The sequence below is a fragment of the Thiobacillus sp. SCN 63-57 genome, assembly GCF_001725555.1.
Lineage (GTDB): Bacteria > Pseudomonadota > Gammaproteobacteria > Burkholderiales > Thiobacillaceae > Thiobacillus.
Genome location: NZ_MEGP01000013.1, coordinates 21,975 through 44,351, shown reverse-complemented (window position 1 = coordinate 44,351; position 22,377 = coordinate 21,975). Strand labels below are relative to the sequence as shown.

At 62.0% G+C, this 22,377-nt stretch carries 21 protein-coding genes; 9 read left to right on the top strand and 12 right to left on the bottom strand.

Going from position 1 to position 22,377, the window contains the following annotated elements; genetic code table 11:
• Nucleotides 1–111: 111 nt before the first annotated feature.
• Nucleotides 112–663: an FxDxF family PEP-CTERM protein gene (locus ABT23_RS05920; protein WP_296632526.1), complete on the bottom strand. Its 552-nt coding sequence runs from the start codon at nt 661–663 to the stop codon at nt 112–114.
• A 220-nt stretch (nt 664–883) separates the two neighbouring features.
• Between ABT23_RS05920 and ABT23_RS05915 the strand changes: the two genes are divergently transcribed.
• The 9 genes from ABT23_RS05915 (at nt 884) to ABT23_RS05875 (ending at nt 10,551) form a co-directional block, all read left to right on the top strand.
• Entirely contained in the window at nt 884–1,123 is a 240-nt protein-coding gene (locus tag ABT23_RS05915) for a hypothetical protein (RefSeq protein ID WP_296632523.1), read from the top strand.
• Between the two features lie 187 nt (nt 1,124–1,310).
• A complete protein-coding gene (locus ABT23_RS05910) occupies nt 1,311–1,841 on the top strand; it encodes a lipocalin family protein (protein ID WP_296632520.1) in 531 nt (176 codons plus the stop codon).
• A 10-nt stretch (nt 1,842–1,851) separates the two neighbouring features.
• Nucleotides 1,852–2,376, top strand: coding sequence for an O-acetyl-ADP-ribose deacetylase (locus ABT23_RS05905; protein ID WP_296632518.1), 525 nt, complete (start codon nt 1,852–1,854; stop codon nt 2,374–2,376).
• On the top strand, nt 2,339–3,508 hold the full coding sequence (locus ABT23_RS05900) for an FUSC family protein (RefSeq protein ID WP_296632513.1): 1,170 nt from the start codon (nt 2,339–2,341) through the stop codon (nt 3,506–3,508). Before ABT23_RS05905 ends, ABT23_RS05900 begins: the two co-directional genes overlap by 38 nt.
• 59 nt (nt 3,509–3,567) lie before the next feature.
• The gene (locus ABT23_RS05895) at nt 3,568–4,200 is read left to right on the top strand and encodes an alpha/beta hydrolase (RefSeq protein ID WP_296632511.1); all 633 of its coding nucleotides are present in this window, start codon (nt 3,568–3,570) and stop codon (nt 4,198–4,200) included.
• Nucleotides 4,201–4,636: 436 nt separating this feature from the next.
• Nucleotides 4,637–7,120 (top strand): PAS domain S-box protein, encoded by a 2,484-nt coding sequence (locus ABT23_RS05890; RefSeq protein ID WP_296632784.1) that lies wholly within the window; start codon nt 4,637–4,639, stop codon nt 7,118–7,120.
• The gene (locus ABT23_RS05885; protein ID WP_296632782.1) at nt 7,114–7,560 is read left to right on the top strand and encodes a response regulator; all 447 of its coding nucleotides are present in this window, start codon (nt 7,114–7,116) and stop codon (nt 7,558–7,560) included. The genes ABT23_RS05890 and ABT23_RS05885 overlap by 7 nt, the downstream gene beginning before the upstream one ends.
• Before the next feature lie 50 nt (nt 7,561–7,610).
• Nucleotides 7,611–10,082, top strand: a complete 2,472-nt coding sequence (locus tag ABT23_RS05880) for an EAL domain-containing protein (RefSeq protein ID WP_296632507.1) — start codon at nt 7,611–7,613, stop codon at nt 10,080–10,082.
• 124 nt (nt 10,083–10,206) lie between these two features.
• Entirely contained in the window at nt 10,207–10,551 is a 345-nt protein-coding gene (locus ABT23_RS05875; protein ID WP_296632505.1) for a hypothetical protein, read from the top strand.
• A 29-nt stretch (nt 10,552–10,580) separates the two neighbouring features.
• Here ABT23_RS05875 and ABT23_RS05870 read toward each other — a convergent pair whose 3' ends face one another.
• The 11 genes from ABT23_RS05870 to sdhC all read right to left on the bottom strand — a co-directional run bounded on the left by ABT23_RS05870 (nt 10,581) and on the right by sdhC (nt 22,316).
• On the bottom strand, nt 10,581–11,234 hold the full coding sequence (locus ABT23_RS05870; protein ID WP_296632502.1) for an ATP-binding protein: 654 nt from the start codon (nt 11,232–11,234) through the stop codon (nt 10,581–10,583).
• Nucleotides 11,231–12,895, bottom strand: coding sequence for a tetratricopeptide repeat-containing response regulator (locus ABT23_RS05865; protein WP_296632500.1), 1,665 nt, complete (start codon nt 12,893–12,895; stop codon nt 11,231–11,233). Before ABT23_RS05865 ends, ABT23_RS05870 begins: the two co-directional genes overlap by 4 nt.
• Before the next feature lie 120 nt (nt 12,896–13,015).
• The gene (locus tag ABT23_RS05860; RefSeq protein ID WP_296632499.1) at nt 13,016–13,879 is read right to left on the bottom strand and encodes an ABC transporter ATP-binding protein; all 864 of its coding nucleotides are present in this window, start codon (nt 13,877–13,879) and stop codon (nt 13,016–13,018) included.
• A 24-nt stretch (nt 13,880–13,903) separates the two neighbouring features.
• Nucleotides 13,904–14,965, bottom strand: a complete 1,062-nt coding sequence (gene sucB, locus ABT23_RS05855; RefSeq protein ID WP_296632495.1) for a dihydrolipoyllysine-residue succinyltransferase — start codon at nt 14,963–14,965, stop codon at nt 13,904–13,906.
• Entirely contained in the window at nt 14,955–17,651 is a 2,697-nt protein-coding gene (locus ABT23_RS05850) for a 2-oxoglutarate dehydrogenase E1 component (RefSeq protein WP_296632493.1), read from the bottom strand. Before ABT23_RS05850 ends, sucB begins: the two co-directional genes overlap by 11 nt.
• A gap of 24 nt (nt 17,652–17,675) precedes the next feature.
• The gene (gene gltA, locus ABT23_RS05845; RefSeq protein WP_296632488.1) at nt 17,676–18,971 is read right to left on the bottom strand and encodes a citrate synthase; all 1,296 of its coding nucleotides are present in this window, start codon (nt 18,969–18,971) and stop codon (nt 17,676–17,678) included.
• Nucleotides 18,968–19,213 carry a succinate dehydrogenase assembly factor 2 gene (locus ABT23_RS05840; protein ID WP_296632780.1) on the bottom strand — a complete coding sequence of 82 codons (246 nt, stop codon included), beginning with the start codon at nt 19,211–19,213 and terminating at the stop codon, nt 18,968–18,970. Before ABT23_RS05840 ends, gltA begins: the two co-directional genes overlap by 4 nt.
• Before the next feature lies 1 nt (nt 19,214).
• Nucleotides 19,215–19,910 (bottom strand): succinate dehydrogenase iron-sulfur subunit, encoded by a 696-nt coding sequence (locus ABT23_RS05835; protein WP_296632485.1) that lies wholly within the window; start codon nt 19,908–19,910, stop codon nt 19,215–19,217.
• The gene (sdhA, locus tag ABT23_RS05830) at nt 19,910–21,664 is read right to left on the bottom strand and encodes a succinate dehydrogenase flavoprotein subunit (RefSeq protein WP_296632482.1); all 1,755 of its coding nucleotides are present in this window, start codon (nt 21,662–21,664) and stop codon (nt 19,910–19,912) included. The genes ABT23_RS05835 and sdhA overlap by 1 nt, the downstream gene beginning before the upstream one ends.
• A complete protein-coding gene (gene sdhD, locus ABT23_RS05825) occupies nt 21,661–22,005 on the bottom strand; it encodes a succinate dehydrogenase, hydrophobic membrane anchor protein (protein WP_296632481.1) in 345 nt (114 codons plus the stop codon). Before sdhD ends, sdhA begins: the two co-directional genes overlap by 4 nt.
• Nucleotides 22,002–22,316: a succinate dehydrogenase, cytochrome b556 subunit gene (gene sdhC, locus ABT23_RS05820; protein ID WP_296632479.1), complete on the bottom strand. Its 315-nt coding sequence runs from the start codon at nt 22,314–22,316 to the stop codon at nt 22,002–22,004. Before sdhC ends, sdhD begins: the two co-directional genes overlap by 4 nt.
• Nucleotides 22,317–22,377: the final 61 nt, after the last annotated feature.

The window sequence follows — 22,377 nt, the reverse complement described above, 5'->3', positions numbered from 1 at the left end:
GCCACCCTTCAAAAAAATGCGGGCCATCAGGCCCGCCAGGTACTACAGGAGAACATTGGGAACACCCGGTTGGAGAAAGATAAACAGGGGGGCTCCGGCCACGACGGCACGCTATCCGGGTCGATGCTTGGTGCGCTCCACCATCATGCCGATCAGACCCAGTCCCGCCAGCAGCGTCATCCATGCCTTGGGCTCCGGTACGGGCGCAGCGCTCAGGGCACCTGCATAGATGCCCCCAGCAGTGCCGGCCGTGGTGCCGGTCACGACGAACTGATAGAAGCCGGGCGCCCCGATTACGGAGGGCGACAGGATGGCGCCGAGATCCAGCGCGCCGCTGGAATCGAACGTACTGTCGGTTCCATAAATCGTGCCGTTCATGTCCTGCAGGGTGATCGCGAAATTGCTGATGTCGTAAACGGGCGCGCTGCCAGACCCGAATTGCAGCTTCACCTTCACGCTCGTGGCGATGGCCTCCGACGCGAAGGAACCGATATCGAAGCTGTACACGTCGACGATGGGCGTGCCCAGTCCGGAAATGGTTTGGGCGATCGAGACGTTCTGGCCGACCAGGTCACCGAGATAGCCCGGGCCGACGGTCGATGCAGCGGCCGATCCCATCGAGCCCGCCAGCGCAAGCGCCAGCATGAATTGCATGCGTTTCATGAAAACTCCCCAATCGCGAAAATAATGCGGCTTTCCAACCTGCATGCAGTTTCACGCATGCATGTTGCAGGCGCAGACGTCCGCGTTGCTTCCGGCATGGCACGTTCGGGCCAATGGCATCGGCTCCTGGGGATTCGGACCATCGGGCCACGGATCGACTGTCATCAAGGGATCACCTTGCCGGGCAAGGATGGGCATTCCGGACAACAAGGGGAGTGCCATGAACACGCAAGACGAGAGACTGGACAGGCAGGCCGACCGGCTGGCCGAGGAAGCCCTGCACGAACTTGGCGATGTACTGCTCGACGACGCGGACGACTACGGCCGGCAGTGTGATTACGCCGGATGCTATCCCTGGCTGCCGGATGTCATCGATGCGCATCCCTACGACGGCACGATCCGTACCGCTTTACGCGGCCTACAGGCGGCGGACGAGGGATTCGAGTTTCCTGCCTGGTAGCGCACCGCTTGCCCGGCCAACAAAGATGCTTCATCTTGGTAGCGGGCGGACGAGGCAAGCAACCCCGGATGTTCCGAAATGAAGTGTTCAAACCGGCAGCCGGGCACATCTGGCCAAAACGGGGCGGGATATGTCATCCTGCGCGTGTCGTTTGTCTATCGCCTCGATCAAGTGCGGGAGCCGAACCATGCCCTATTCCCTTTTCCTTTCCATCGCCGCTGCAACCGTCTGGCTGGCTGCATGCACGTCCACTCCGCGTCCGCTCGCGACCGTACCGTCGGTTGATCTCGATCGCTATTACGGCAGATGGTATGAGATCGCACGGCTTCCAAACCGGTTTCAGGCCATGTGCGTGTCGGATACCCAGGCCACCTACCGCGCGGAGGGGTCGGCCGTCGCCGTTGTAAACCAGTGCCGCACCGCGACCGGCAGGATCGAGCAGGCCGACGGCATCGCCAAGGTCGTGGCAGGCAGCCGGGGCGCCCGGCTGAAGGTGAGCTTCTTCCGCCCCTTCTATGGCGATTACTGGATTCTGGATCTCGATCCGGACTATCGGTGGGTGCTGGTGGGCGAACCGGGCCGTCAATACGCATGGATCCTGGCGCGCGAGCCGAAGCTCGACGCGGCGACGCAGGCGGCCCTGCTGGCGCGGGCAGCCGAACTCGGCTTCGACCGGCAGGCCTTCATCATGACCCCGCACACCCGCGCGATGCGCTGACGCCAGGACCATGCCCGCCACCCTGCACGTCGTCCAGGCCGACATCACCACGCTCGTGCTGGATGCCATCGTCAACGCCGCCAATCCGTCGCTGCTCGGCGGTGGCGGCGTCGACGGGGCGATCCATCGTGCGGCCGGGCCGGAATTGCTGGCGGAATGCCGCTTGCTCGGCACCTGCCCGACCGGTGATGCCAAGCTCACAAAAGGCTATCGCCTGCCAGCCCGCTTCGTGATCCACACCGTCGGCCCGGTGTGGCACGGTGGCGACCAGGGAGAGCCCGATCTCCTGGCATCGTGCTACCGGCGCACCATCAAGGTCGCGGCGCAGCATGGCATCCGTACACTCGCATTTCCCTGTATCAGCACAGGTGCCTATGGCTATCCGGTCGAGCCCGCCGCACGAATCGCCATTGCCACGGTCCGCGCGGCCACGCACGTGTTCACCGACATGCGAGACATAGTCTTTTGCTGTCATTCCGGTGCGGATCGGAGCGTCTATGCAAGGCTGCTCGGTCAGATGGGCGCTGGTTCCTGAATGGCCCGGTCAAATAGCGTTATGCTCAGGCCTCATGCACGCGAACCCAAGTGATCCTTCATTCGGCCGCAGACTGCTGCAGGATTTCACGTCGCTGCTGGCCTGGAAAACGTCTGGCCGCCCCTGGCACATTCCCCTCCTCGCCTCGCTCTGCGTAGGGATTCCAGCCCTACTGGGGGTCCATTTCGGCCACTTCGACGCCGGCATCCTGGCCAGCATCGGCGCCATGGTCGTCCTGTACATGCCGCACACGTCCATCCCGCACCGGATGGTGACGCTAGCCGTATGTTCCCTTGGGCTCACCATCTGCTTCGCGCTGGGGGTCAGCACGAGTTTCAATCCGTATGTGTCTGCCACCATTTTGGGACTGACCACCACACTGGTAACGCTCATCACCCGTTTCTATGCGCTTCCGCCGCCTGGTAGCTTCTTTTTCATTCTGGTGGTGGCAGTGGCGGGCACTCTGCCCTTCAATCAGTCATTGATCCCGACGCATGTGGGGCTCTTCGTGCTGGGCGGCATCCAGTCCTGCCTGCTGGCCTTCCTGTACAGCCTTCTGGTTGCGCGCAAGGCAGCACCCATGCCCGAACGTCCGGCACGCGAGCCGCGCCTCGAATGGATCCTTCCGGACGCCATCGTGATCGGTCTGTTCGTCGGCGGCTCGCTGCTTCTGGCCCAGTTTTTGAACCTGCACAATCCTTACTGGGTGCCGATTTCCTGCGCGGCCATCCTACAGGGTGCGACCTTTCGCGCAGTATGGCGCAGAAAAATCCACCGCATCATCGGTACTGCAATCGGGATGGGACTGGTATGGATCATTTTTTCACTGCCGTTCAACTCATGGGAACTGGTAGGGGTGATCATGGCGCTCAACTTCATGGTCGAATTGCTCGTGGTACGCAATTATGGTCTCGCGGTCATCTTCATTACGCCCTTGACCGTGCTGCTTGCCGAGGCCTCGACGGTCGCACTAGCGCCCGACCAGCTTGTACAGGCGCGCATGTTCGATATCGTTCTGGGCAGTTTCATCGGCTTTATCGGTGGTGGCATCCTTCACCATCCGGAAATTCTGGCCCATTTCGAAGCAAGGAAAGCGAGGAAAGCGCGAGCCTATCCGCAAGAGAAGCAATAGGCCTGAGCCGTCGCTCCAATACCCAGCCGGATTTAGCTTATACCGTACAAGAGGGTTCGATGGATCTCGTTTTAATTCATGGAATGGGGACGACACCGGTTTCCATGATGCTATTGCGCCGACGCTTGAGGCAGGCCGGGCACAACCCGATTCTGTTTGGCTATTACCCGACTTTTGAAGGCCTGCAGCATGCCATCGCCCGTCTGGTGAAACTGATCGACCGACAGGTCGACACCCGGCACTACGCACTGGTCGGCCACTCTCTCGGAACCGTCATCATCAGGTCAGCGCTTGGCCATCTGGAAAACCGGTCACCATCCGCCTGCTTTTTCCTGGCACCACCGATGGTTGCCTGCAAGGCCGCCAAATTCTTTTCCCGGATCTGGCTCTACAAGCTTCTGACGGGTGAAATGGGCCAATTGCTGGCAGTCGACGCATTCATGTCGAGCCTGCCCATGCCTCCGGTTCCCACCCGGATCTATGCCGGTATCGGCGGCCTGCGCCATTCATGGCTGCCCTTCGGCACGGAAGCCAACGATTTCATTCTCAGCGTATCTGAAGCCACGGGCCGCTTCGAAGCGGAGGCACTCAAAGTACCGTCCAGCCATACCTACATCATGAACTCGAAGCTGGTTTTCAACGACATGGCGAAGACTCTCGAAGCGATTACCGGAATGGCACCTCGGCATTGAACGCTTTTAAGATATATTTCAAGAGAATCTTAATTTAACCCATGCCAAGAACTCTTGTAAGAGTCGAATTTCTTGCATGGCAAACGGTTTTATTTTTGCTTCGTGATGCAACGTGATGCAAAGTAGGCTATCTTTCGCGGCAATAGGGCGTGATGCAGGTGCCGCGGGCGATACCGTGGTGCTGCCTGCCATCTGCATCGAGAAAAAAATTCCTCCCCCAAGGGTGCCCTAAGGAAGAATACAGACACGGTTTCATCAGTGCGGCGAATTTGATTGTTTGGCATAGCGGAAGGGAGAGATCCCCTTCGCGCAGTTTCCTTTCTTTGGATAAAGGACTGAGCATTCAATGAAAGCCGTCGATGCCTCACCGGATAACCCCGGACATACAGGGGGTATACCGTTTTTACGTCGGTTCCTGGCCATCTGGTTGCCCGCCGTGCTGGTGCTGGCGATCGTTATCTGGGCGTTTTATGCCGTCCAGGCGAAAAGTGCCTTGGCTTTGCAGAAAGCCGCCGAACGTGAAGCCATCCGACTTGCGATCCAGACGAACCTGGTCGAATTCGCGAGCATCCGTTCCGATCTGCTCTATCTGGCGGACCAATACGCGCTCCTGAACGACGGAACGCATGCCACCCCTCCCGCATATGCGCCGCTTGCCGCGCGCTATCTGGCGTTTGCCTCACGCAAGGCGCTATACGACCAGATCCGGTTCCTGGATGAAAATGGACGGGAGATCGTCCGTGTCAACTGGAACAACGGCCATCCCGAAAACGTCGCGCCTGAGAAACTGCAGGGCAAATCCAGTCGTTATTACGTACGCGAAACGCTCGCACTGACGCAAGGCGAAATCTATGTGTCGCCCCTGGACCTCAATATCGAGCACGGTGCCCTCGAACAACCCCTCAAGCCCATGTTGCGTTTTGGCACACCGATTTTCGATCGGCAGGGGCACAGGCGCGGCATCATCATGCTGAATTACCTGGGCGGCAATTTCCTCGGCCACCTGCGAAAGATCTCGAGCGCTGAGCATGCTGCCAGCCAACTCTGGCTGCTGAACGCCGCCGGATACTGGATGCTGGGGCCCGATGCCAAAGACGAATGGGGATTCATGCTGCCGGGCCGGACCGACAAGCGTCTGGCCATACGCGACCCTCAAGCCTGGAAAATGATCCATGGCACCGCCCGCGAAGGCCAGTTTCTTACCGATCAGGGTTTGTACACCTACGCCTCGACCACCCCGCTCCCCGGTCCGGATGGCGCATCGGAGACATCCAAGCGTGAGCGCTGGATCCTCGTGGCCTACCAGCCTGCCTCCACGCTTGCCGCACAGAATCTCGTGTTGTCGAAGCATCTCTGGGTTGTTTTTGCCGCGCTGCTGCTGATTTTCACTTTCGCGGCCTGGGCAATCGCTTTTTACAGTATGCGGCGACGCACGGCCGAAGCCTCGGTCGGGGCAAGCGAAGCGCGGTTTCGCGCCCTGCTCGAGTCGGCGCCGGACGCCATTGTGATCGTCAACCGTGAAGGGCGCATCGTCCTGGTCAATGCGCAGGCGGAAAAATATTTCGGCTATGCGCGCGACGAGCTGCTGCAGCAACCGATAGAGATCCTGGTTCCGGAATCCCTGCGCCACCGCCATGAAAGCCACCGAGCGAGCTTTGCATCCAATCCCTACACGCGCCCCATGGGCGAAGGCATGGAGTTGTTCGGCCGGCGCAAGGACGGCAGTGCATTTCCGCTGGAAATCAGCCTGAGCCCGCTGGACACGCCACAAGGAAAGGTCGTGACGGCCATCATCCGGGATATCAGCGCGCGCAAGCATGCCGAGCGTCAACGCCTCGAAGCGCAGGCACGCTATCAGGATCTGATGAACAACCTGCCGGTCGGGGTGTTCCGCAAGACCACCGGACCGGAGAGACGGTTCCTCGAGGTGAACCCGGCCCTGGTCAACATGCTGGAAGCCGATTCCGCCGAGGCCTTGCTGGCGCATCCGGTTGCCATTTTCCAGACCGCTTCCGGCCAGCCGCTGTTCAGTGAAAGCGCAGGACAGCCGAATACGATCGTCAACGAGGAAATCGAACTGCACACGCTCAAGGGACGACCGTTCTATGGTGCCGTTACGGCCACCCTGAAACGCGACGCCAACGGTCAAGCCTATTACGACGGCATCGTCGAGGACATCACCCGGCGCAAGGAAATCGAGCAGCAACTGAAAAGCCGATCGATCGAATTGGAAACCATCAATCAGGAACTCGAAGCCTTCAGCTATTCGGTCTCCCACGACTTGCGTGCGCCGCTTCGCGCGATCGACGGCTTCAGCCATATCCTGCTCAACGACTATGCCGACAAACTCGACGAGACGGGACGCGACCGCCTCGGCCGGGTGCGCCGCGCCGCCCAGCACATGGGTACCCTGATCGACGACCTGCTCAAACTGTCACGCGTCACCCGTACCGAACTCAAGCGCGAGCAGGTGGATATGAGCGCCCTCGCCAACGAGATCGTTGCGGATTTGTGCAAACAGGCACCGGATCGCACGGTGCAGTTCACCATCGCCCCCAATCTGCTGGCGCAAGGCGACAAGGGGCTGCTGCGCATCGTGCTTGACAACCTGCTCGGCAACGCCTGGAAATTCACCGGATCCCGGGTCGACGCCCAGATCGTACTGGAGCGCGCAGCCGGCCCGGGCATGCCGACCTATATCGTCAGCGACAACGGTGCGGGCTTCGACATGGCTTATGCCGACAAACTGTTTGGTGTATTCCAGCGCCTGCACGATACAAGCGAATTCCCTGGGACAGGCATCGGTCTCGCCACCGTGCAGCGAATCATTCACAAGCACGGCGGCCGGATATGGGCCGAAAGTGAGGTCGGAAAAGGGACGCGATTCTATTTCACCCTGGAACCGGAGATGTCATCGTGAGCGACAAGAGCATACTTTTAGTGGAAGATAACCCGGACGATGCAGCCCTGACCGTCCATGCCCTGGAAACCAACAACATCGGCAACAGGCTGGTCCTCGCACGCGACGGCGTGGAGGCACTCGATTACCTTTTTTGCACCGGACCCTACGCTGGCCGTGACCCGGACGATCATCCGTCCGTGGTGCTGCTGGACCTCAAGCTTCCAAAAATCGACGGCCTGGAAGTGCTGCGCCGCGTGCGTGCGACCGAATCCACGCGCCTGCAGCCCGTGGTAATCCTGACCTCATCGAACGAAGAGGAAGACCGGATAAAAGGGTATGCCCTGGGCGCCAACAGCTATGTGCGCAAGCCGGTCGATTTCGACGATTTTGTAAGAGCGGCTGGCCAACTGGGACTTTATTGGCTATTGCTCAATCAGACACCGCCTCAAGGAAACTAGACCAGTCAGCATGAAACAGCGAACGAAAACCCGGCCTGCGGGAAGCCATCATGAATGAAGTAAGCGGCGATGTCGCGATACGCGCCCTGATCGTTGAGGATTCAGAGGACGATGCCCTGCTGTTGGTCGGATATCTGCAGCGCGCGAACTTCTGCCTTGAATGGCAGCGCCTGGACACCGAGGCCGAACTGCTGAAGGCACTCGAGCAGAAATGGGACATCGTGTTCTCGGATTACTCCATGCCCCATTTCAGCGGAGCGCGCGCGCTCGAGGTCGTCAAGCGCCACGATCCCGACATTCCCTTCATTTTCGTTTCCGGCACCATCGGCGAAGACACCGCGGTCATCGGCATGCGGGCAGGTGCGCAGGACTATGTCATGAAGGGCAATCTGGCCCGCCTGGTGCCTGCGATATACCGGGAGCTTTCCGATGCCAGGGTCCGGCGCGAGCGGCGCATTGCCGAACAGGCCGTGCGCCGGCTTTCGCGGGTCGTGGAACAGGCCGCCGACAGCGTATTCATCACCGACCCGCAAGGCAAAATCCAGTATGTCAACCCAGCCTTCGAACGGCTCACGGGCTTCACCGCGGAAGAAGCACTCGGTACCTCACCATCCCTGATCAAGTCGGGTCACCACGACGAGGCATTTTTCCGGAACCTGTGGGACACCATTCTTGCGGGCGGCGTATTCCAGGAAACGCTCGTCAACCGCCGCAAGGATGGTGCGCTCTTCTACGAAGAAAAGACCATCGCTCCCTTGTTCGACAGCGCCATGCAGATCTCGAGTTTCGTCTCGACGGGTCGAGATGTCACAGACAGGATACGATTGGAAGAGAAGCGGGCCCAACTTCTGGAAATATTGGAAGCCACGACGGATTTTGTCGCGATCATGGACGACGAGGGACGCCTGCGTTATCTAAACCGGGCCGGGCGGACCATGCTGGGGCTGCCGGCTGACACGGATATCAGTGGGCGATACATTGCGGACTGCCATCCAGAATGGGCCACCCAGCGGATTCTGATGGAAGCGTTTCCCACGGCACTGCGCGAGGGCGCATGGCACGGAGAAAGTGTGATCAAGGACGCGGATGGTCGGGAGATCGCTGTTTCCCAGGTCGTGCTCGCCCACGGCGGTTCGAACGGTGCAGCGGGATTTTTCTCCACCATTGCGCGCGACATCAGCGAACGCAAGCATTTCGAACGCGAGCTGAAACGCCAGGCGACCCACGACGCCCTGACCGAACTCCCCAACCGCCTGCTGCTTGAAGAACACCTTGCGACTGAACTGGCACGCGCCCGACGCGGCCGTTTTCTGACCGCAGTGCTGTTTCTCGACATCGACAATTTCAAGCGCATCAACGACAGTCTGGGTCATGCCGCCGGCGATGCGCTGCTACGCAATGTGGCACAGCGGTTGCGGAAGTGTGTACGCCCGAACGATGTCGTGGCCCGTTATGGGGGTGACGAATTCACGATTCTGATCGGTGAGTTGACGGGCCTGGACAGCATATTGGCCATCCTGCATAAAGTGCGCGAGGCATTCGAGACGGCAGTCCTCATCACCGGGCAGGATGTCTATGCTGCCTTCAGCATGGGGATTTCCATCTATCCCCATGATGGCAGCGATCCGGAAACGCTGCTGAAGAATGCCGATGCGGCGATGTACCGCGCCAAGGCAAACGGCCGAAACCAGTATCAATTCTATGCGCCGGAAATGAATGCGCGTGGAGAGGAATTACTGGCACTGGAAACGGACCTGAGGCGCGCACTCGATCGCAAGGAGTTTGTGCTCTACTACCAGCCCCAGCTGGACCTGCGCAGCGGGGGGATTGCCGGAGCGGAAGCGCTGTTGCGCTGGCAACATCCCGAACACGGACTCGTGTCGCCCGACGACTTCATCCCTTTGCTGGAAGAAACGGGACTGATCGTTCCCGTTGGCGAATGGGTGCTGCGCAATGCGTGCGAGCAATACCGGAAATTCCACGAGGCGGCCCTCACGCCCATGCGGATATCGGTCAACGTCTCGGCCCGGCAATTCAGGGAACAGACCTTGCTGGACCGTGTGCGGCAGGCTCTCCGCGACGAAGGTGTCCCTCCGCATCACCTCGAACTCGAGATCACCGAAAGCACCGCCATGCAGGATGTGCAGGCCACGAGCGAAATCCTGGCCGCACTCGACGCCTTGGGCGTGCGTCTCGCCATCGACGATTTTGGAACGGGCTATTCCTCGCTCGCCTATTTGAAACGTTTTCCGCTCGACGTCCTGAAAATCGACCGTACCTTCATTCCGGATTCCCTGGAAGACGACAACGTGTCGGCAATTGCCGAAGCCAGCATTTCGCTCGGCCACAAACTGGGACTCGAGGTCGTAGCGGAAGGCGTCGAAACCCATGAGCAGATCGGCTTTCTGCGATCGCACGAATGCGACATCATCCAGGGATATTGCTTCAGCCGCCCCATATCGGTGGACAAGACGGCGGCGTTCATCGCGAGCCATAACCCGCAGCAGTTGCCGGGAGACTAGTCCTGGGTGGACAATGCCCGTTCCCACACCCGGCACGATTGCGTTCTATTTGTGCACCGGATGTGATGCATGACCGACCGCCCGCGACGTGCCACACGCCCCTTATTTGAAGAAGGCAAAGCCCATGAACCAGTTCCCTCAATCCTTGCGTGCCTGGAACACCCCCGCGTTCCAGGCTGTCCTCAAGCAGGAAATCGAACAGCTGGATGCCGCGTGTCTCCCACTGCAACGGGGCTTGTCGTCCAGCAGCTACGTGACTGACCGTCCCTTCCAGGCGATGATCATCAGCGTGAACGAGGAGGCCGGTCTGATCCGGGCCAAGGCGGGCATTTTCTACACGGGGATCATTGCCGGCTGCAGCTGCGCGGACGACCCGACACCTATCGACGAGCAGACCGAATACTGTGTGGTGCGGCTCGACATCGACAGTACGACTGCCGAAGCCACAGTGACCCTACTGGAAGAATAGCGCCCAGGTGTGGAACTGCCCTCGCCGTCTCAAGGCAAAAGCAGGCTGAAAACCGCACCGGGATCATTGCCGAGCCGCAGTTCGCCCTGGCGCCCCCGGTTGTCATGGCTTTGTGCGATCAACCGGGCAAACTGCAGGCCCAGCCCGGTCCCTGTGGCGGCATACGACCGGCCTTCGGCCACACCCTCGAGAATATGTTCGGGATAGCCCGGCGAGTCGTCGCGCACGCGCAGGGCCAAACAGTCCGCGTCCATTTCCGCCTCGATCCGGATGGTCGATCGCGCATGGGCCAGCGCATTGTGAATGGCGTTGACCAGGGCCATTTCGACCAGGTCGCGATCGAAGAACCAAAGTACGGGCGTATCCCCGGCGATCGCCGTCTCGACACGCAGGCGGCCGTGCGCCAGGGCCTTCGCGCTGGCCGCAATTTCCTGAACCAGATCATGCGGCGAATAGGCATCGAGCACGGGATGGATCGGCTGATTGGCCGCCTTGTAGATCAGCAGCGCCTGATGCAGCCGATCGACCACGTTCTGGCACAACAGCCGGGCCGAATCGACCGAGGCGTCGTGCTCCGCTTCACCCAGCCGCGGGATGCGCTCGAGCGTCATCGACAGCACGCCCAGATTGTTCTTCAGTTCATGGATCAGCGCCGCGTAAAAATCGGTGCCGTCGAATTTCATCGGGCAGCTTTCCGCTGGATGCCGAAACGGGTTTCCACATCCTTCATCTGCAGGCGCAGCCCGGCCAGACGCGGGTGGCCGGGCGCCTGGCGCTCCGCCTCCCTGAGCTGGGTCCGTGCGGTCTCGATCATGGCCTCGTCCATCCCCACCTGGTCGATGTACTTGAGGATCACCCACACGGCGTTCATGAGGATGCGGGGGTTGTAGGGCGCTTCGCTGCAGGCGGTCAGCAATTTTTCCACGGCGGTTTTGTAGTCGCCGCGCTGCGCCAGCACCACACCTTCGTTGTTGAGCTTGCGCACATCGCCCGTCGCCGAGGCCAGGACGCTGGCGCCGGCATCCGTCCGTCCGGCCTCATCATAGAGACGCTTCGCCTTCGCCAGCAGCGCCTCGCTGTCGTGTGCGTTGCGCGCCACCTCGGCAACCACGGCATCCGCTTCCTCATGGCGGCCGTTGGCCATGCAGGCACCGGCCAGATCCAGCATCAGTTGGGCATCCCCGCGCGTACCGTCGGCCCGCAGGCTTGCCACCGCATCCAGCGCCTTGGCGGCTTCCGACAGATTACCGGTCCGGGTATGCGCGATGCTCTGCGTGACCGCCATCACAAGCTGCCCTTCCGGATTCGCCTGCAGCGTGCTTTTGTTCTTCTTCAGCGTATCGGCCACTGCCTCCAGATCGCCCTGCTCCAGTTGCACCCGACACAGATTGCCGAAGTCGGCGGGCGTCACGAAAATGGAGTGGCGCCCCTTCTCCAGCACATTGTCGAATGCCGTACGAGCGGTATCGAGATCGCCGTTGCCATAGGCGACTTCTCCGAGTTTCTGCTGCCGGCGGACTGTCTTGGCCGAGATGGCCACGCCTTTTTCCAGGGCTTCCTGCGCTGCGGCCACATCCTTCTTTTCCAGGCAGACGTCGGAGAGCAGGTCATAGGCGGCGACCATTTCAGGCGCATGCTCAAGGACGTCACGCAGTTCTTCCTCGGCCGCTTCGTTTTTTTTCTGCAGATGCAGCGCTCGGGCAAGTCCCAGGCGAGCCCAGGGAATGGCACGCATCGACACCACTTGCTGATACAAGGCCTCGGCTTCCTCGAAGCGTCCGAGCGCGACCAACAGTTCGCCTTTGAAGCGCAAGGCATCCACGGCATATTTCGGCTTGTTGTGAATGAGCGCATCGCAGGCCGCGATCGAGGCCTCCAGGTCCTGTGCCTGGAAATGCCAGTAGACGTCACGGAATGCCCGCTTGCGCAACAGGATGCCCGTGAGCCGGCTGCACAGCAACTCTGCGCTGAAGGGCTTGATCATGTAGTCATCCGGCGCCAGCTCGGCCGTGGCGACCACTTTTTCATAATAGGATTCCGCCGTGACCATCATGAAGACGGTCTCCAGCGCGATCAGGTTGCCGTGACGCAATTCCTCCAGCAGTTGCTGGCCATCGCGTCCCACGCCCAGGTTGAAGTCGCACAGGATGAAATCATAGGAGCGATTCTTGATCTGGAAGATGGCCTCGGCGGCATTGGCCACCATCTGGATCTTGGTGATCCCGAAGTTGGACAGGGTCAGCCGCAGGGCATTGCGCATGCCGGGCGAATCGTCCACCACCAGTGCGCGCAGGGCACCATAGTCGATGAAGCTATCGCTGTCCGCTGCTGGCGGCTGGCTCACTCCCGAGCCCCTTCGCATAAACAATCAGCGTTTTCCACCTGGGTTTCCATTGAATGGGTTTATTGAGTGGAATAACGACGATTTTCCGCCCAACTGAACCTCGGGCAGCCCGAAAACGCGCTAGGAAGCGGATTTTACCCTGGCCGGTTGGGCGGCAAGCGCCAGTTCCTCCCCATACGGCCGGCTCGGGTACTGGAACGCCACCGGTCCGTCGGGTTCCGCATGGACGAATTGGTGCACGAAAGGATCGCTCGAGTCTTCCATTGCGGAAGCCTCCCCTTCGGCCACCACCACGCCGTGATGGATGAAATAGACATAGTCGGCCACCTTCAGCGATTCCGACACGTCGTAGGTCACCACGATCGAAGTCAGACCGAGGGCATCGTTGAGCCGGCGGATCAGGTTGGCGATGGTATTGAGCGAAATCGGGTCGAGACCGGCGAAAGGCTCGTCGTACATGATCAGCCGGGGATCGAGCGCAATCGCCCGGGCGAGGGCCACCCGCCGTTCCATGCCACCCGACAGTTCGCTGGTGCGCAGATCGTGGGCGCCCCGCAGGCCGACGGCGTGCAGCTTCATCAGCACCAGGTCGCAGATGACATCCTCCGGAAGGTCGGTGTGCTCGCGCATCGGATAGGCGATGTTGTCGAACACGGACAGATCGCTGAACAAGCCGCTGACCTGGAACATCATCCCCATCTTCCGCCGCATAGCATACAGGCCTGCGTTGTCGAGTTCGTGGACCACCTGGCCGTCGAACATCACACTGCCGCGCGACGGCCTGAGCTGGCCGCCGAGATGGCGCAGCAGCGTGGTCTTGCCGCAGCCGCTGACGCCCAGGATGGCGACGACCTTGCCGCGCGGTATCGCAAGGTTGATCCCCTTCAGCACGGCATTGTCGTCGTACGAGAAATGCAGGTCGCGCACCTCGACCAGTGCACGGGCCGGCGGAGCCGACGCATCGTGTTCAAAAGCGGCTGCCATGTCATCCAATCCCGGAATTAAGCATCAGACCGCGGGCAACAGCGCATCGGGCGCTTCCAGTGCGGCTTTCACCGCCACCAGGAACTGCACGGCGTCGCGTCCATCGATCAGGCGATGGTCATAGGTCAGCGCCAGGTACATCATGGGGCGGATCACGACCTGGCCGTTTTCCGCGACGGGACGCTCCTGGATCGTATGCATGCCCAGAATCGCCGACTGCGGCGGGTTGAGGATGGGGGTGGAGAGCAGTGAACCGAACACCCCGCCGTTGGTGATGGAGAACGTGCCGCCACTGAGTTCCTCCAGGGTGAGCTTCGCCTCGCGCGCGCGGCGGGCGAAGTCGGCGATGGCCGCTTCGATTTCGGCGGATGACAGCGCCTGGGCACGGCGCAAAATCGGCACCACCAGCCCGCGCGGACTGGAGATCGCGATGCCGATGTCGGCGTCGCCCTGCCACACGATGTCGGTGCCCTCGATGGCGGCATTGACGATGGGAAACTGCTGCAGCGCCTGGCATACCGCGCGCACGAAGAACGACATGTAGCCGAGTTTGATGCCGTGCTTGACCTCGAACTCGGCCTTGAAGCGCTGGCGCAGCTCGTTCACCGGCTGCATGTTCACTTCGTTGAAGGTGGTCAGCATGGCGGCGGTGTGCTGTGCCGCGACCAGACGTTCGGCCACCCGGCTGCGCAGGCGCGACATGGGCTCGCGGCGGCTTGCGCCCGGCGTCTCTGACGCTGCTGCCGGTGTCGTAACGGGCAACGGCATGGCCGGCGCAGGCACCGCGGCGACCGCAGGCGTGGCTGGCTGGACGGGTTTCTCGGCCGGCCCTGGGACAACGATGGCCTCGCCGGTTTCGATCACCGCCACCACCTCGTCGGCCTTGACCACGGCGCCCTCGGGCTGGCGCAGTTCAACCAGGGTGCCGGATGCCGGCGCGGGGATTTCCAGGATCACCTTGTCGGTTTCCAGGTCGACCAGGGTTTCATCCCGCGCCACGGTCTCGCCAACCTGCTTGCGCCACGGCAGCAGGGTGCCGCTCGCAACCGAATCGGACAGGGTGGGTACGCGCACCTCAAGCTTCACAGGGATTCTCCAACGCATCGTTCAACAGCGCTTCCAGTTCCGCCCGATGGCGGGATACGTAGCCCGACGCCGGCGCGGCCGCCGCGGGCCGGCCGGCATAATGGAAACGGTGCCCACCGGGTGCGCAGTGATTGAGATGGTGCAGGGTCTGGTACCACGCACCCTGGTTCATCGGTTCTTCCTGTGCCCAGACGAATGTCCCGGCCTGCGGATAGGCAGCCAGGACGGCCCTGAACGCCGTCTCCGGGAAGGGATAGAGCTGCTCCACCCGCACCAGCGCGACCTCGTCCAGCCCGCGCGCCGCCCGGGCCGCTTCGAGATCGAACCACACGCGGCCGCTGCACGCCACCACGCGTTTGGCATCCCGTGGCGCGCGCGGATCGTCGATGACTGGCAGGAACGACCCGCTGCTCAGGTCCGCCAGCGACGAGGTGGCGGCGGGATGGCGCAGCAGGCTCTTGGGACTCATGATCACCAGCGGTTTCCTGACCGGACGCACGAGCTGCCGCCGCAGCAGATGAAACATCTGCGCCGGCAGGGTCGGCACGCAGACCTGGATGTTCTCCTGCGCGCATAGTTGCAGATAGCGTTCGAGGCGGGCGGAGGAATGCTCCGGCCCCTGCCCTTCCAGACCGTGCGGCAGCATCAGCGTCAGGCCGCACAGGCGCCCCCACTTGGCTTCGCCACTGGTGATGAACTGGTCGATCACCACCTGTGCGCCGTTGGCGAAATCGCCGAACTGCGCCTCCCACACCACCAGCGTGTCGGGATCGGCGGTGGCATAGCCGTATTCGAACGCCAGCACGGCCTCTTCCGACAGCAAGGAATCGATGATGGTGAAATCGCCCTGCCTGCCGTGGATGTGCTCGAGCGGCACATAGACGCCGCTCTGGCGGCGTTCGCGTTTCTGGTCGTGCCACACGGCATGGCGGTGGAAGAAAGTGCCGCGCGCCGAATCCTGGCCCGACACCCGAACGTTGTAACCGACGTCCAGCAGGCTGGCATAGGCCAGGTTCTCGGCATAGCCCCAGTCCACCGGCAGCTCGCCTGCACGCATCCTGCGACGGTCATCCAGCACCTTTTGCACCCGCGAATGCAGTTCGATTTCATGCTGCAGCGTGGTGATGCGCTCGCCCAGAAAATCCAGCCGGCTGGCCGATATCGCAGTCGGCACCTCGCCAGGGTCGCCATGCTTGAAACGGCCCCAGTCCATGCCATAGGTCGCCTTGAAATCGGACAGGATCGGCGAACTCAACGATTCGCCATGCTCCAGCCGTTCGCGACAGACGTCCACCAGATCGTCCACCTGCGACTGGGACAGCACGCTTTCGTCGACCAGCCGCTGGGCATACAAGACACGCGTGCTGGGGTGCGCCTGGATGCGGCGGTACATCAACGGCTGGGTGGCGAGCGGTTCGTCCTGTTCGTTGTGGCCGTGACGGCGATAGCACACCAGGTCAATGAAACAGTTCTTGTGGAAGGTATAGCGGAAATCCACCGCCGTCTGCACGGCAAAGGCCACGGCCTCGGGATCGTCGCCATTGACGTGCAGCACCGGCGCCTCGACCATCTTGGCGACGTCGGTGCAATACAGGGTCGAGCGCACGTCGCGCGGATCGGAGGTGGTGAAACCGATCTGGTTGTTGATGACGATATGAATCGCGCCGCCGTTCCGGAAGCCGCGTGTCTGCGACATATTGAGGCTTTCCATCACTACGCCCTGCCCCGACAGCGCGGCGTCGCCGTGCAGGATCACCGGCACCACCTCGTAGCCGAGCACGTCGCCGCGCCGGTCCTGGCGCGCACGTACCGAGCCGCGTACGACCGGATGCACGATTTCGAGGTGTGAGGGATTGAACGCCAGCGCCAGGTGTACCGGACCATATGGCGTGGCGATGTCGGAAGAGAATCCCTTGTGGTATTTGACGTCGCCCGACAGTGGCGAATCCGGATAACCGTTGAGCGGCTCTTCGTACAGACTTTCCAGCGAACATCCCATGATGTTGGCCAGCACGTTGATGCGCCCGCGGTGCGCCATGCCCATCACGATTTCCTTGGCCCCATGGCGTGCACAGCGCGCGATCACCTGGTCGAGTAGCGGGATCAGGCTCTCGCCGCCCTCGAGCGAAAAGCGCTTCTGCCCGACATGACGGGTGTGCAGGAATTTCTCCAGCGTCTCGGCGTCGGTCAGCCGCTTGAGCAGCTGCTTCTTCAGGTCGATCGACACCCCGAAGCGCCCCTGCGCCGACTCGATGCGCTCCTGCAGCCAGCGTTTGCGCGCCACGTCGGTGATGTGCATGTACTCGACGCCGACATGGCCGCAATAGGCGTTGTTCAGGCGTTGCAGGATATCGGCCAGCGTGGTGCGCTCCACCCCGAACAGCGAGCCGGTCTCGAATTCGCGTGTCAGATCGGCCTCGGTCAGGCCGTAGTGCGCAGGGTCGAGCTCAGGCGTCGGCGGAGGTTCGAAACGGCGCAGGGGATCGAGATCGGCCTGCCGCACGCCCAGGTAACGATAGGCATTGATCAGGCGCAGCACCGCGACCTGCGCGGCATCCGATCCGGCTGCCGCACCCGGCAGCGGCTGGTTCAGCCAGGGCGTCAGCGCGTCGTCGCCGAACTGCTCCAGGTACGCGGCATTGCCGGCATATAGCGGCGAGGTCGGATGCCAGTCGGGCACATTCATGGCCGATCGATCCCGGGTATGCCGCTAGGCCTTGCGCTGGTCGATCGGGACAAATTCACGCCGGGCCGCGCCGATGTAGAGCTGGCGCGGCCGCCCGATCTTGTGCGCCGGATCGGACAGCATCTCATGCCATTGCGCGACCCAGCCTGCGGTGCGGGCCATGGCGAACAACGCGGTGAACATGCTGGTGGGAATGCCCATGGCACGGAAGATGATGCCCGAGTAGAAATCGACGTTGGGGTAGAGCTTCTTGGCAATGAAATACTCGTCTTCCAGCGCGATGCGTTCGAGTTCGAGCGCGATCTTGAACTGCGGATCGTCGCGCAGGTCGAGTTCGTCCAGCACCTCGTAGCAGGTCTGGCGGATGATCGCCGCCCGCGGATCCATGTTCTTGTAGATGCGATGGCCGAAGCCCATCAGGCGGAACGGATCGGACTTGTCCTTGGCGCGCTTGATGAATTCCGGAATCTTGGAGACATCGTCCATCTCCTCCAGCATGCGCAGCACGGCCTCGTTGGCGCCCCCATGCAGCGGCCCCCACAGCGAGGCCATGCCGCTGGCGATGCAGGCATAGGGGTTGGCGCCGCTCGAACCGGCCAGCCGCACGGTCGAGGTCGAGGCGTTCTGCTCGTGGTCGGCATGCAAAATGAAGATGCGGTCGAGCGCACGCGCCAGAACCGGGTTCGGCACATACTCCTCGCACGGGCTGGAGAACATCATGTGCATGAAATTCTCGGCATAGCTCAGGCGGTTCTGCGGATAGACGAAAGGCTGGCCTTCGTTGAACTTGTAGGCCCAGGCCGCGACCGTCGGCACTTTCGCGATGAGGCGGTGCGCAACGATCTCGCGATGCGCCGGATTGAAGTTGTCGAGGCCGCTGTGATAGAAGGCCGACATCGCGCCGGTCACGCCGATCATCACCGCCATCGGGTGCGCGCTGCGGCGGAAACCGCGGAACACATTTTCCATCTGGTCGTGCAGCAGGGTATGGTGGCGGATCGATTGCTCGAACGCCATTTTCTGCTCGGCCGTCGGCAGTTCGCCGTGAAGCAGCAGATAGCTGACTTCCATGTAGTCGGACTTGTAGGCCAGTTCCTCGATCGGATAGCCGCGGTAATACAGCAGGCCTTCGTCGCCGTCGATGTAGGTGATGGCCGACGTACAGCTCGACGTGGCAGTGAAGCCGGGGTCATGGGTGAAATAGCCGTGCGCACCCAGTGCGCGGATGTCGATAACCGGCTTGCCATAGGTGCCTTGCTCGATCGGCAATTCGATCGAAGGGCTGCCGTCGCTGAAGGTGAGGGTGACGGTTTTTTTCATCGTGATTCCAAAAGTGTTGCTGCCTGAAAATGTCGCAGGCGTTGTACAAGCGCTTCCAGTCCGGCATCGCCCGCTGGCGACCGGCCTTGCAGCCGGTCGATGATCTCCATGTCCGGCAGATCCAGCAGCCGTTCCAGTGCGGCGGCCTCGCAAGGCTGAAGTGTAGCGCGGTGCGCCGCCAGAAAGCCACTCAGCCAGAGATCGAGTTCAAGCAACCCCCGCCTGCAACGCCAGGCCAACACGTCAGACACGGCGTTTCACCAAGAGTGATTTGATGCGCCCGATAGCCTCGGTCGGGTTCAGGCCTTTTGGACAGGCATCGACGCAGTTCATGATGCCGTGGCAGCGATACAGACGATACGGATCCTCCACATTGTCGAGCCGCGCAGACGTCGCCTCGTCGCGCGAATCCGCGATGAAGCGATAGGCCTGCAGCAATCCTGCCGGGCCGACGAATTTATCGGGATTCCACCAGAACGACGGGCATGCCGTCGTGCAGCAGGCGCACAGGATGCACTCATAGGCGCCGTCGAGCAGCGCGCGGTCTTCGGGGCTTTGCAGACGCTCCACCTCGGGTTCGGGTTCGTCATTGATCAACCAGGGTTTGATCGAGCGGTATTGCCTGTAGAACGGTTCCATGTCGACGATGAGGTCGCGGATCACCGGCAACCCCGGCAGCGGCCTGACCTCGATGGGTTCCTTGAGCTCGCCCAGCGGCGTGATGCACGCCAGCCGATTTTTCCCGTTCACGTTCATCGCGTCCGATCCGCATACGCCTTCGCGGCAGGAACGGCGCAGGGACAGCGTTTCGTCCTGCGCCTTGATCGCGATGAGCGCGTCGAGCAGCATCTTGCCGGCGGGGTCGATGTCGAGATCGACATCCTGCATGCGGGGCTTGGCGTCGGATTCGGGAGAGTAGCGGTAGAGGCGGAATTTCATCAGTACACTCTCTCCTTCGGCCGTATCGACTCCACCGTCAGCGGCTTCAGCCGCACCGGCTTGGCATCCACCTGATCCCCCGTTCGCGAATACAGGGTGTGCTTCAGCCAGTGTTCGTCGTCGCGCGCGGGGAAGTCTTCGCGCGTATGCGCGCCGCGGCTTTCGGTCCGGCTGATGGCCGATACCAGCGTCGCCCGCGCCACGCCCATCAGGTTCTCCAGTTCCAGCGCCTCGATGCGTGCCGTGTTGAACACGCGGCTGGTATCCGTGAGGCCGGCATGCGCCAGACGGCCTTCCAGTTCATTCAGTTTTTCCAGCCCCTCGCGCAACACCGCATCCGTCCGGAATACGCCCGCATGCGTCTGCATCAGGCGCCGCAGGTCATCGCTGATCGCCGCCACGCGTTCGCTGCCGGACTGGTCCCAGCGGGCCAGACGCGCCAGGCTGGCGTCAGCCGCAGACTCGGGCATGGGACGCGGATAGGGATTGTCGCGCAGGTATTCCAGCATGTGCTTGCCGGCGGCGCGGCCGAAGACGATGAGATCGAGCAGCGAATTACCGCCCAGACGATTGGCGCCATGCACCGACACGCAGGCACACTCGCCGACGGCATACAGACCCGGCACCGGCTCTTCCGGGCCGTAGCGCGCCGGCGCAACGACCTGGCCATGCAGGTTGGTGGGAATGCCACCCATCATGTAGTGCGCAGTCGGCGCGACGGGTATGGGTTTCTCGACCGGGTCGACGCCGGCGAAGCGGATCGCCAGATCGCGGATGCCGGGCAGCTTCTCGGCAATGGTTTTTTCGCCCAGATGATCGAGCTTGATATCGACGTAATCACCACGCGGGCCACAACCGCGTCCCTCGGCGATTTCGATGGCGATCGCACGCGCCACCACGTCGCGCCCGGCGAGGTCCTTCGCATGCGGCGCATAGCGTTCCATGAAGCGCTCGCCGTGCCGGTTCAGCAGATAGCCGCCCTCGCCGCGCACGCCCTCGGTGATGAGGCAGCCGACGCCGGCAATCCCGGTGGGGTGGAACTGCCAGAATTCCATGTCCTGCAGCGGCAGGCCGGCGCGCAGCACCATGCCAAGGCCATCGCCGGTATTGATCATGGCGTTGCTGCTGTTCCAGAACACCCGCCCTGCCCCGCCGGTGGCGAGCAGGGTCGTGCGTGCCTCGATCAGCAATGGTTCACCGGTCTCGATGCTCATCGCGGTGACGCCGAGGCAATAGCCGTCGGCGTCGCGCAGCAGGTCGAGCGCAAAGTACTCGTCGAAGAACTGCGTGCGGTGCTGGATGTTCTGCTGGTACAGCGTATGCAGCAACGCATGGCCGGTGCGATCGGCAGCGGCGCAGGTGCGCGTGGCCTGATCGCCGCCGAAGTGCTTGGACTGCCCGCCGAAGGGGCGCTGATAGATCTTGCCGTTGTCGAGGCGCGAGAATGGCAGGCCCATGTGTTCGAGTTCGTAGACGGCCGTGGCCGCCTCGCGGCACATGAACTCGATCGCATCCTGGTCGCCGAGCCAGTCGCCGCCCTTGACCGTGTCGTACATATGCCATTCCCAGCGGTCGTCGTCGACGTTGGCGAGCGCGGCGGTGATGCCACCCTGCGCCGACACGGTGTGCGAACGCGTCGGGAAAACCTTCGACACCACCGCGACCTTGTAATCCGAACGCGCGAGTTGCAGCGCCGCGCGCAGTCCGGCGCCGCCGCCGCCGACGATGAGGGCGTCGAAGCGGCGCGTGTTCATGCCGGCCCCCATAGGACGGCGGCCAGCCAGACGACGCAGCCCGTCAGGATGACGATCACCGCCAGATACAGTGCCAGCCGCAGACTGGTGAAATGGATGTAGTCCATGAAAATGTCACGCACGCCCACCCAGGCGTGCAGCGCCAGTGCCAGCGCCGTCAGCAGCAGCAGCACGCGCACCCAAAGCGGTGCGAACAATCCCTGCCATCCGGAAAAATCGACCGGCAAAGCCAGGAGGAAATGGGCCATCAAGCCAGGCAAGGCCACGGCCAGTACCACCGCCGTGGCACGCTGCACCAGCCAGATGCCGGTGCCCGCATGCGCGCCGGTAGCCGGCTTCATGTGAATAGTCTCCAGGCGGCGAGCAGCGTCACCAGCCCTGTGGCCAACATCACCGCGCGGCTGCTTTGCCGCGCATGCGACAGGCCCGTCCCCCAATGGACATCGAGCGCCAGATGCCGCAAACCGGCAAACAGATGATGCGTGAACGCCCATACGCCAAGCAACAGCAGCAGTTTGCTCAGCGGATGCGTCACCCATCCGGCCATACGCAGGAAACCGGCCTCACTCGAGAGCGACAGCGACAGCGCCCACACGCCAAGCGGCAGTGCCAGAAACAGCAGCGCACCCGACACCCGATGCAGGATCGACACACAGGTCCAGGTAAACGGGGCGCGCGATCGGCTTCATCGATTCGGCTCTCGCCAGGTCGGC

Bases quoted from the DNA above. Each gene is read 5' to 3' on its own strand.
- ABT23_RS05920 (WP_296632526.1), bottom strand. From the start codon at position 663: ATGAAACGCATGCAATTCATGCTGGCGCTTGCGCTGGCGGGCTCGATG.
- ABT23_RS05915 (WP_296632523.1), top strand. From the start codon at position 884: ATGAACACGCAAGACGAGAGACTGGACAGGCAGGCCGACCGGCTGGCC.
- ABT23_RS05910 (WP_296632520.1), top strand. From the start codon at position 1,311: ATGCCCTATTCCCTTTTCCTTTCCATCGCCGCTGCAACCGTCTGGCTG.
- ABT23_RS05905 (WP_296632518.1), top strand. From the start codon at position 1,852: ATGCCCGCCACCCTGCACGTCGTCCAGGCCGACATCACCACGCTCGTG.
- ABT23_RS05900 (WP_296632513.1), top strand. From the start codon at position 2,339: ATGCAAGGCTGCTCGGTCAGATGGGCGCTGGTTCCTGAATGGCCCGGT.
- ABT23_RS05895 (WP_296632511.1), top strand. From the start codon at position 3,568: ATGGATCTCGTTTTAATTCATGGAATGGGGACGACACCGGTTTCCATG.
- ABT23_RS05880 (WP_296632507.1), top strand. From the start codon at position 7,611: ATGAATGAAGTAAGCGGCGATGTCGCGATACGCGCCCTGATCGTTGAG.
- ABT23_RS05875 (WP_296632505.1), top strand. From the start codon at position 10,207: ATGAACCAGTTCCCTCAATCCTTGCGTGCCTGGAACACCCCCGCGTTC.
- ABT23_RS05870 (WP_296632502.1), bottom strand. From the start codon at position 11,234: ATGAAATTCGACGGCACCGATTTTTACGCGGCGCTGATCCATGAACTG.
- ABT23_RS05860 (WP_296632499.1), bottom strand. From the start codon at position 13,879: ATGGCAGCCGCTTTTGAACACGATGCGTCGGCTCCGCCGGCCCGTGCA.
- ABT23_RS05850 (WP_296632493.1), bottom strand. From the start codon at position 17,651: ATGAATGTGCCCGACTGGCATCCGACCTCGCCGCTATATGCCGGCAAT.
- gltA (WP_296632488.1), bottom strand. From the start codon at position 18,971: ATGAAAAAAACCGTCACCCTCACCTTCAGCGACGGCAGCCCTTCGATC.
- ABT23_RS05835 (WP_296632485.1), bottom strand. From the start codon at position 19,910: ATGAAATTCCGCCTCTACCGCTACTCTCCCGAATCCGACGCCAAGCCC.
- sdhA (WP_296632482.1), bottom strand. From the start codon at position 21,664: ATGAACACGCGCCGCTTCGACGCCCTCATCGTCGGCGGCGGCGGCGCC.
- sdhD (WP_296632481.1), bottom strand. From the start codon at position 22,005: ATGAAGCCGGCTACCGGCGCGCATGCGGGCACCGGCATCTGGCTGGTG.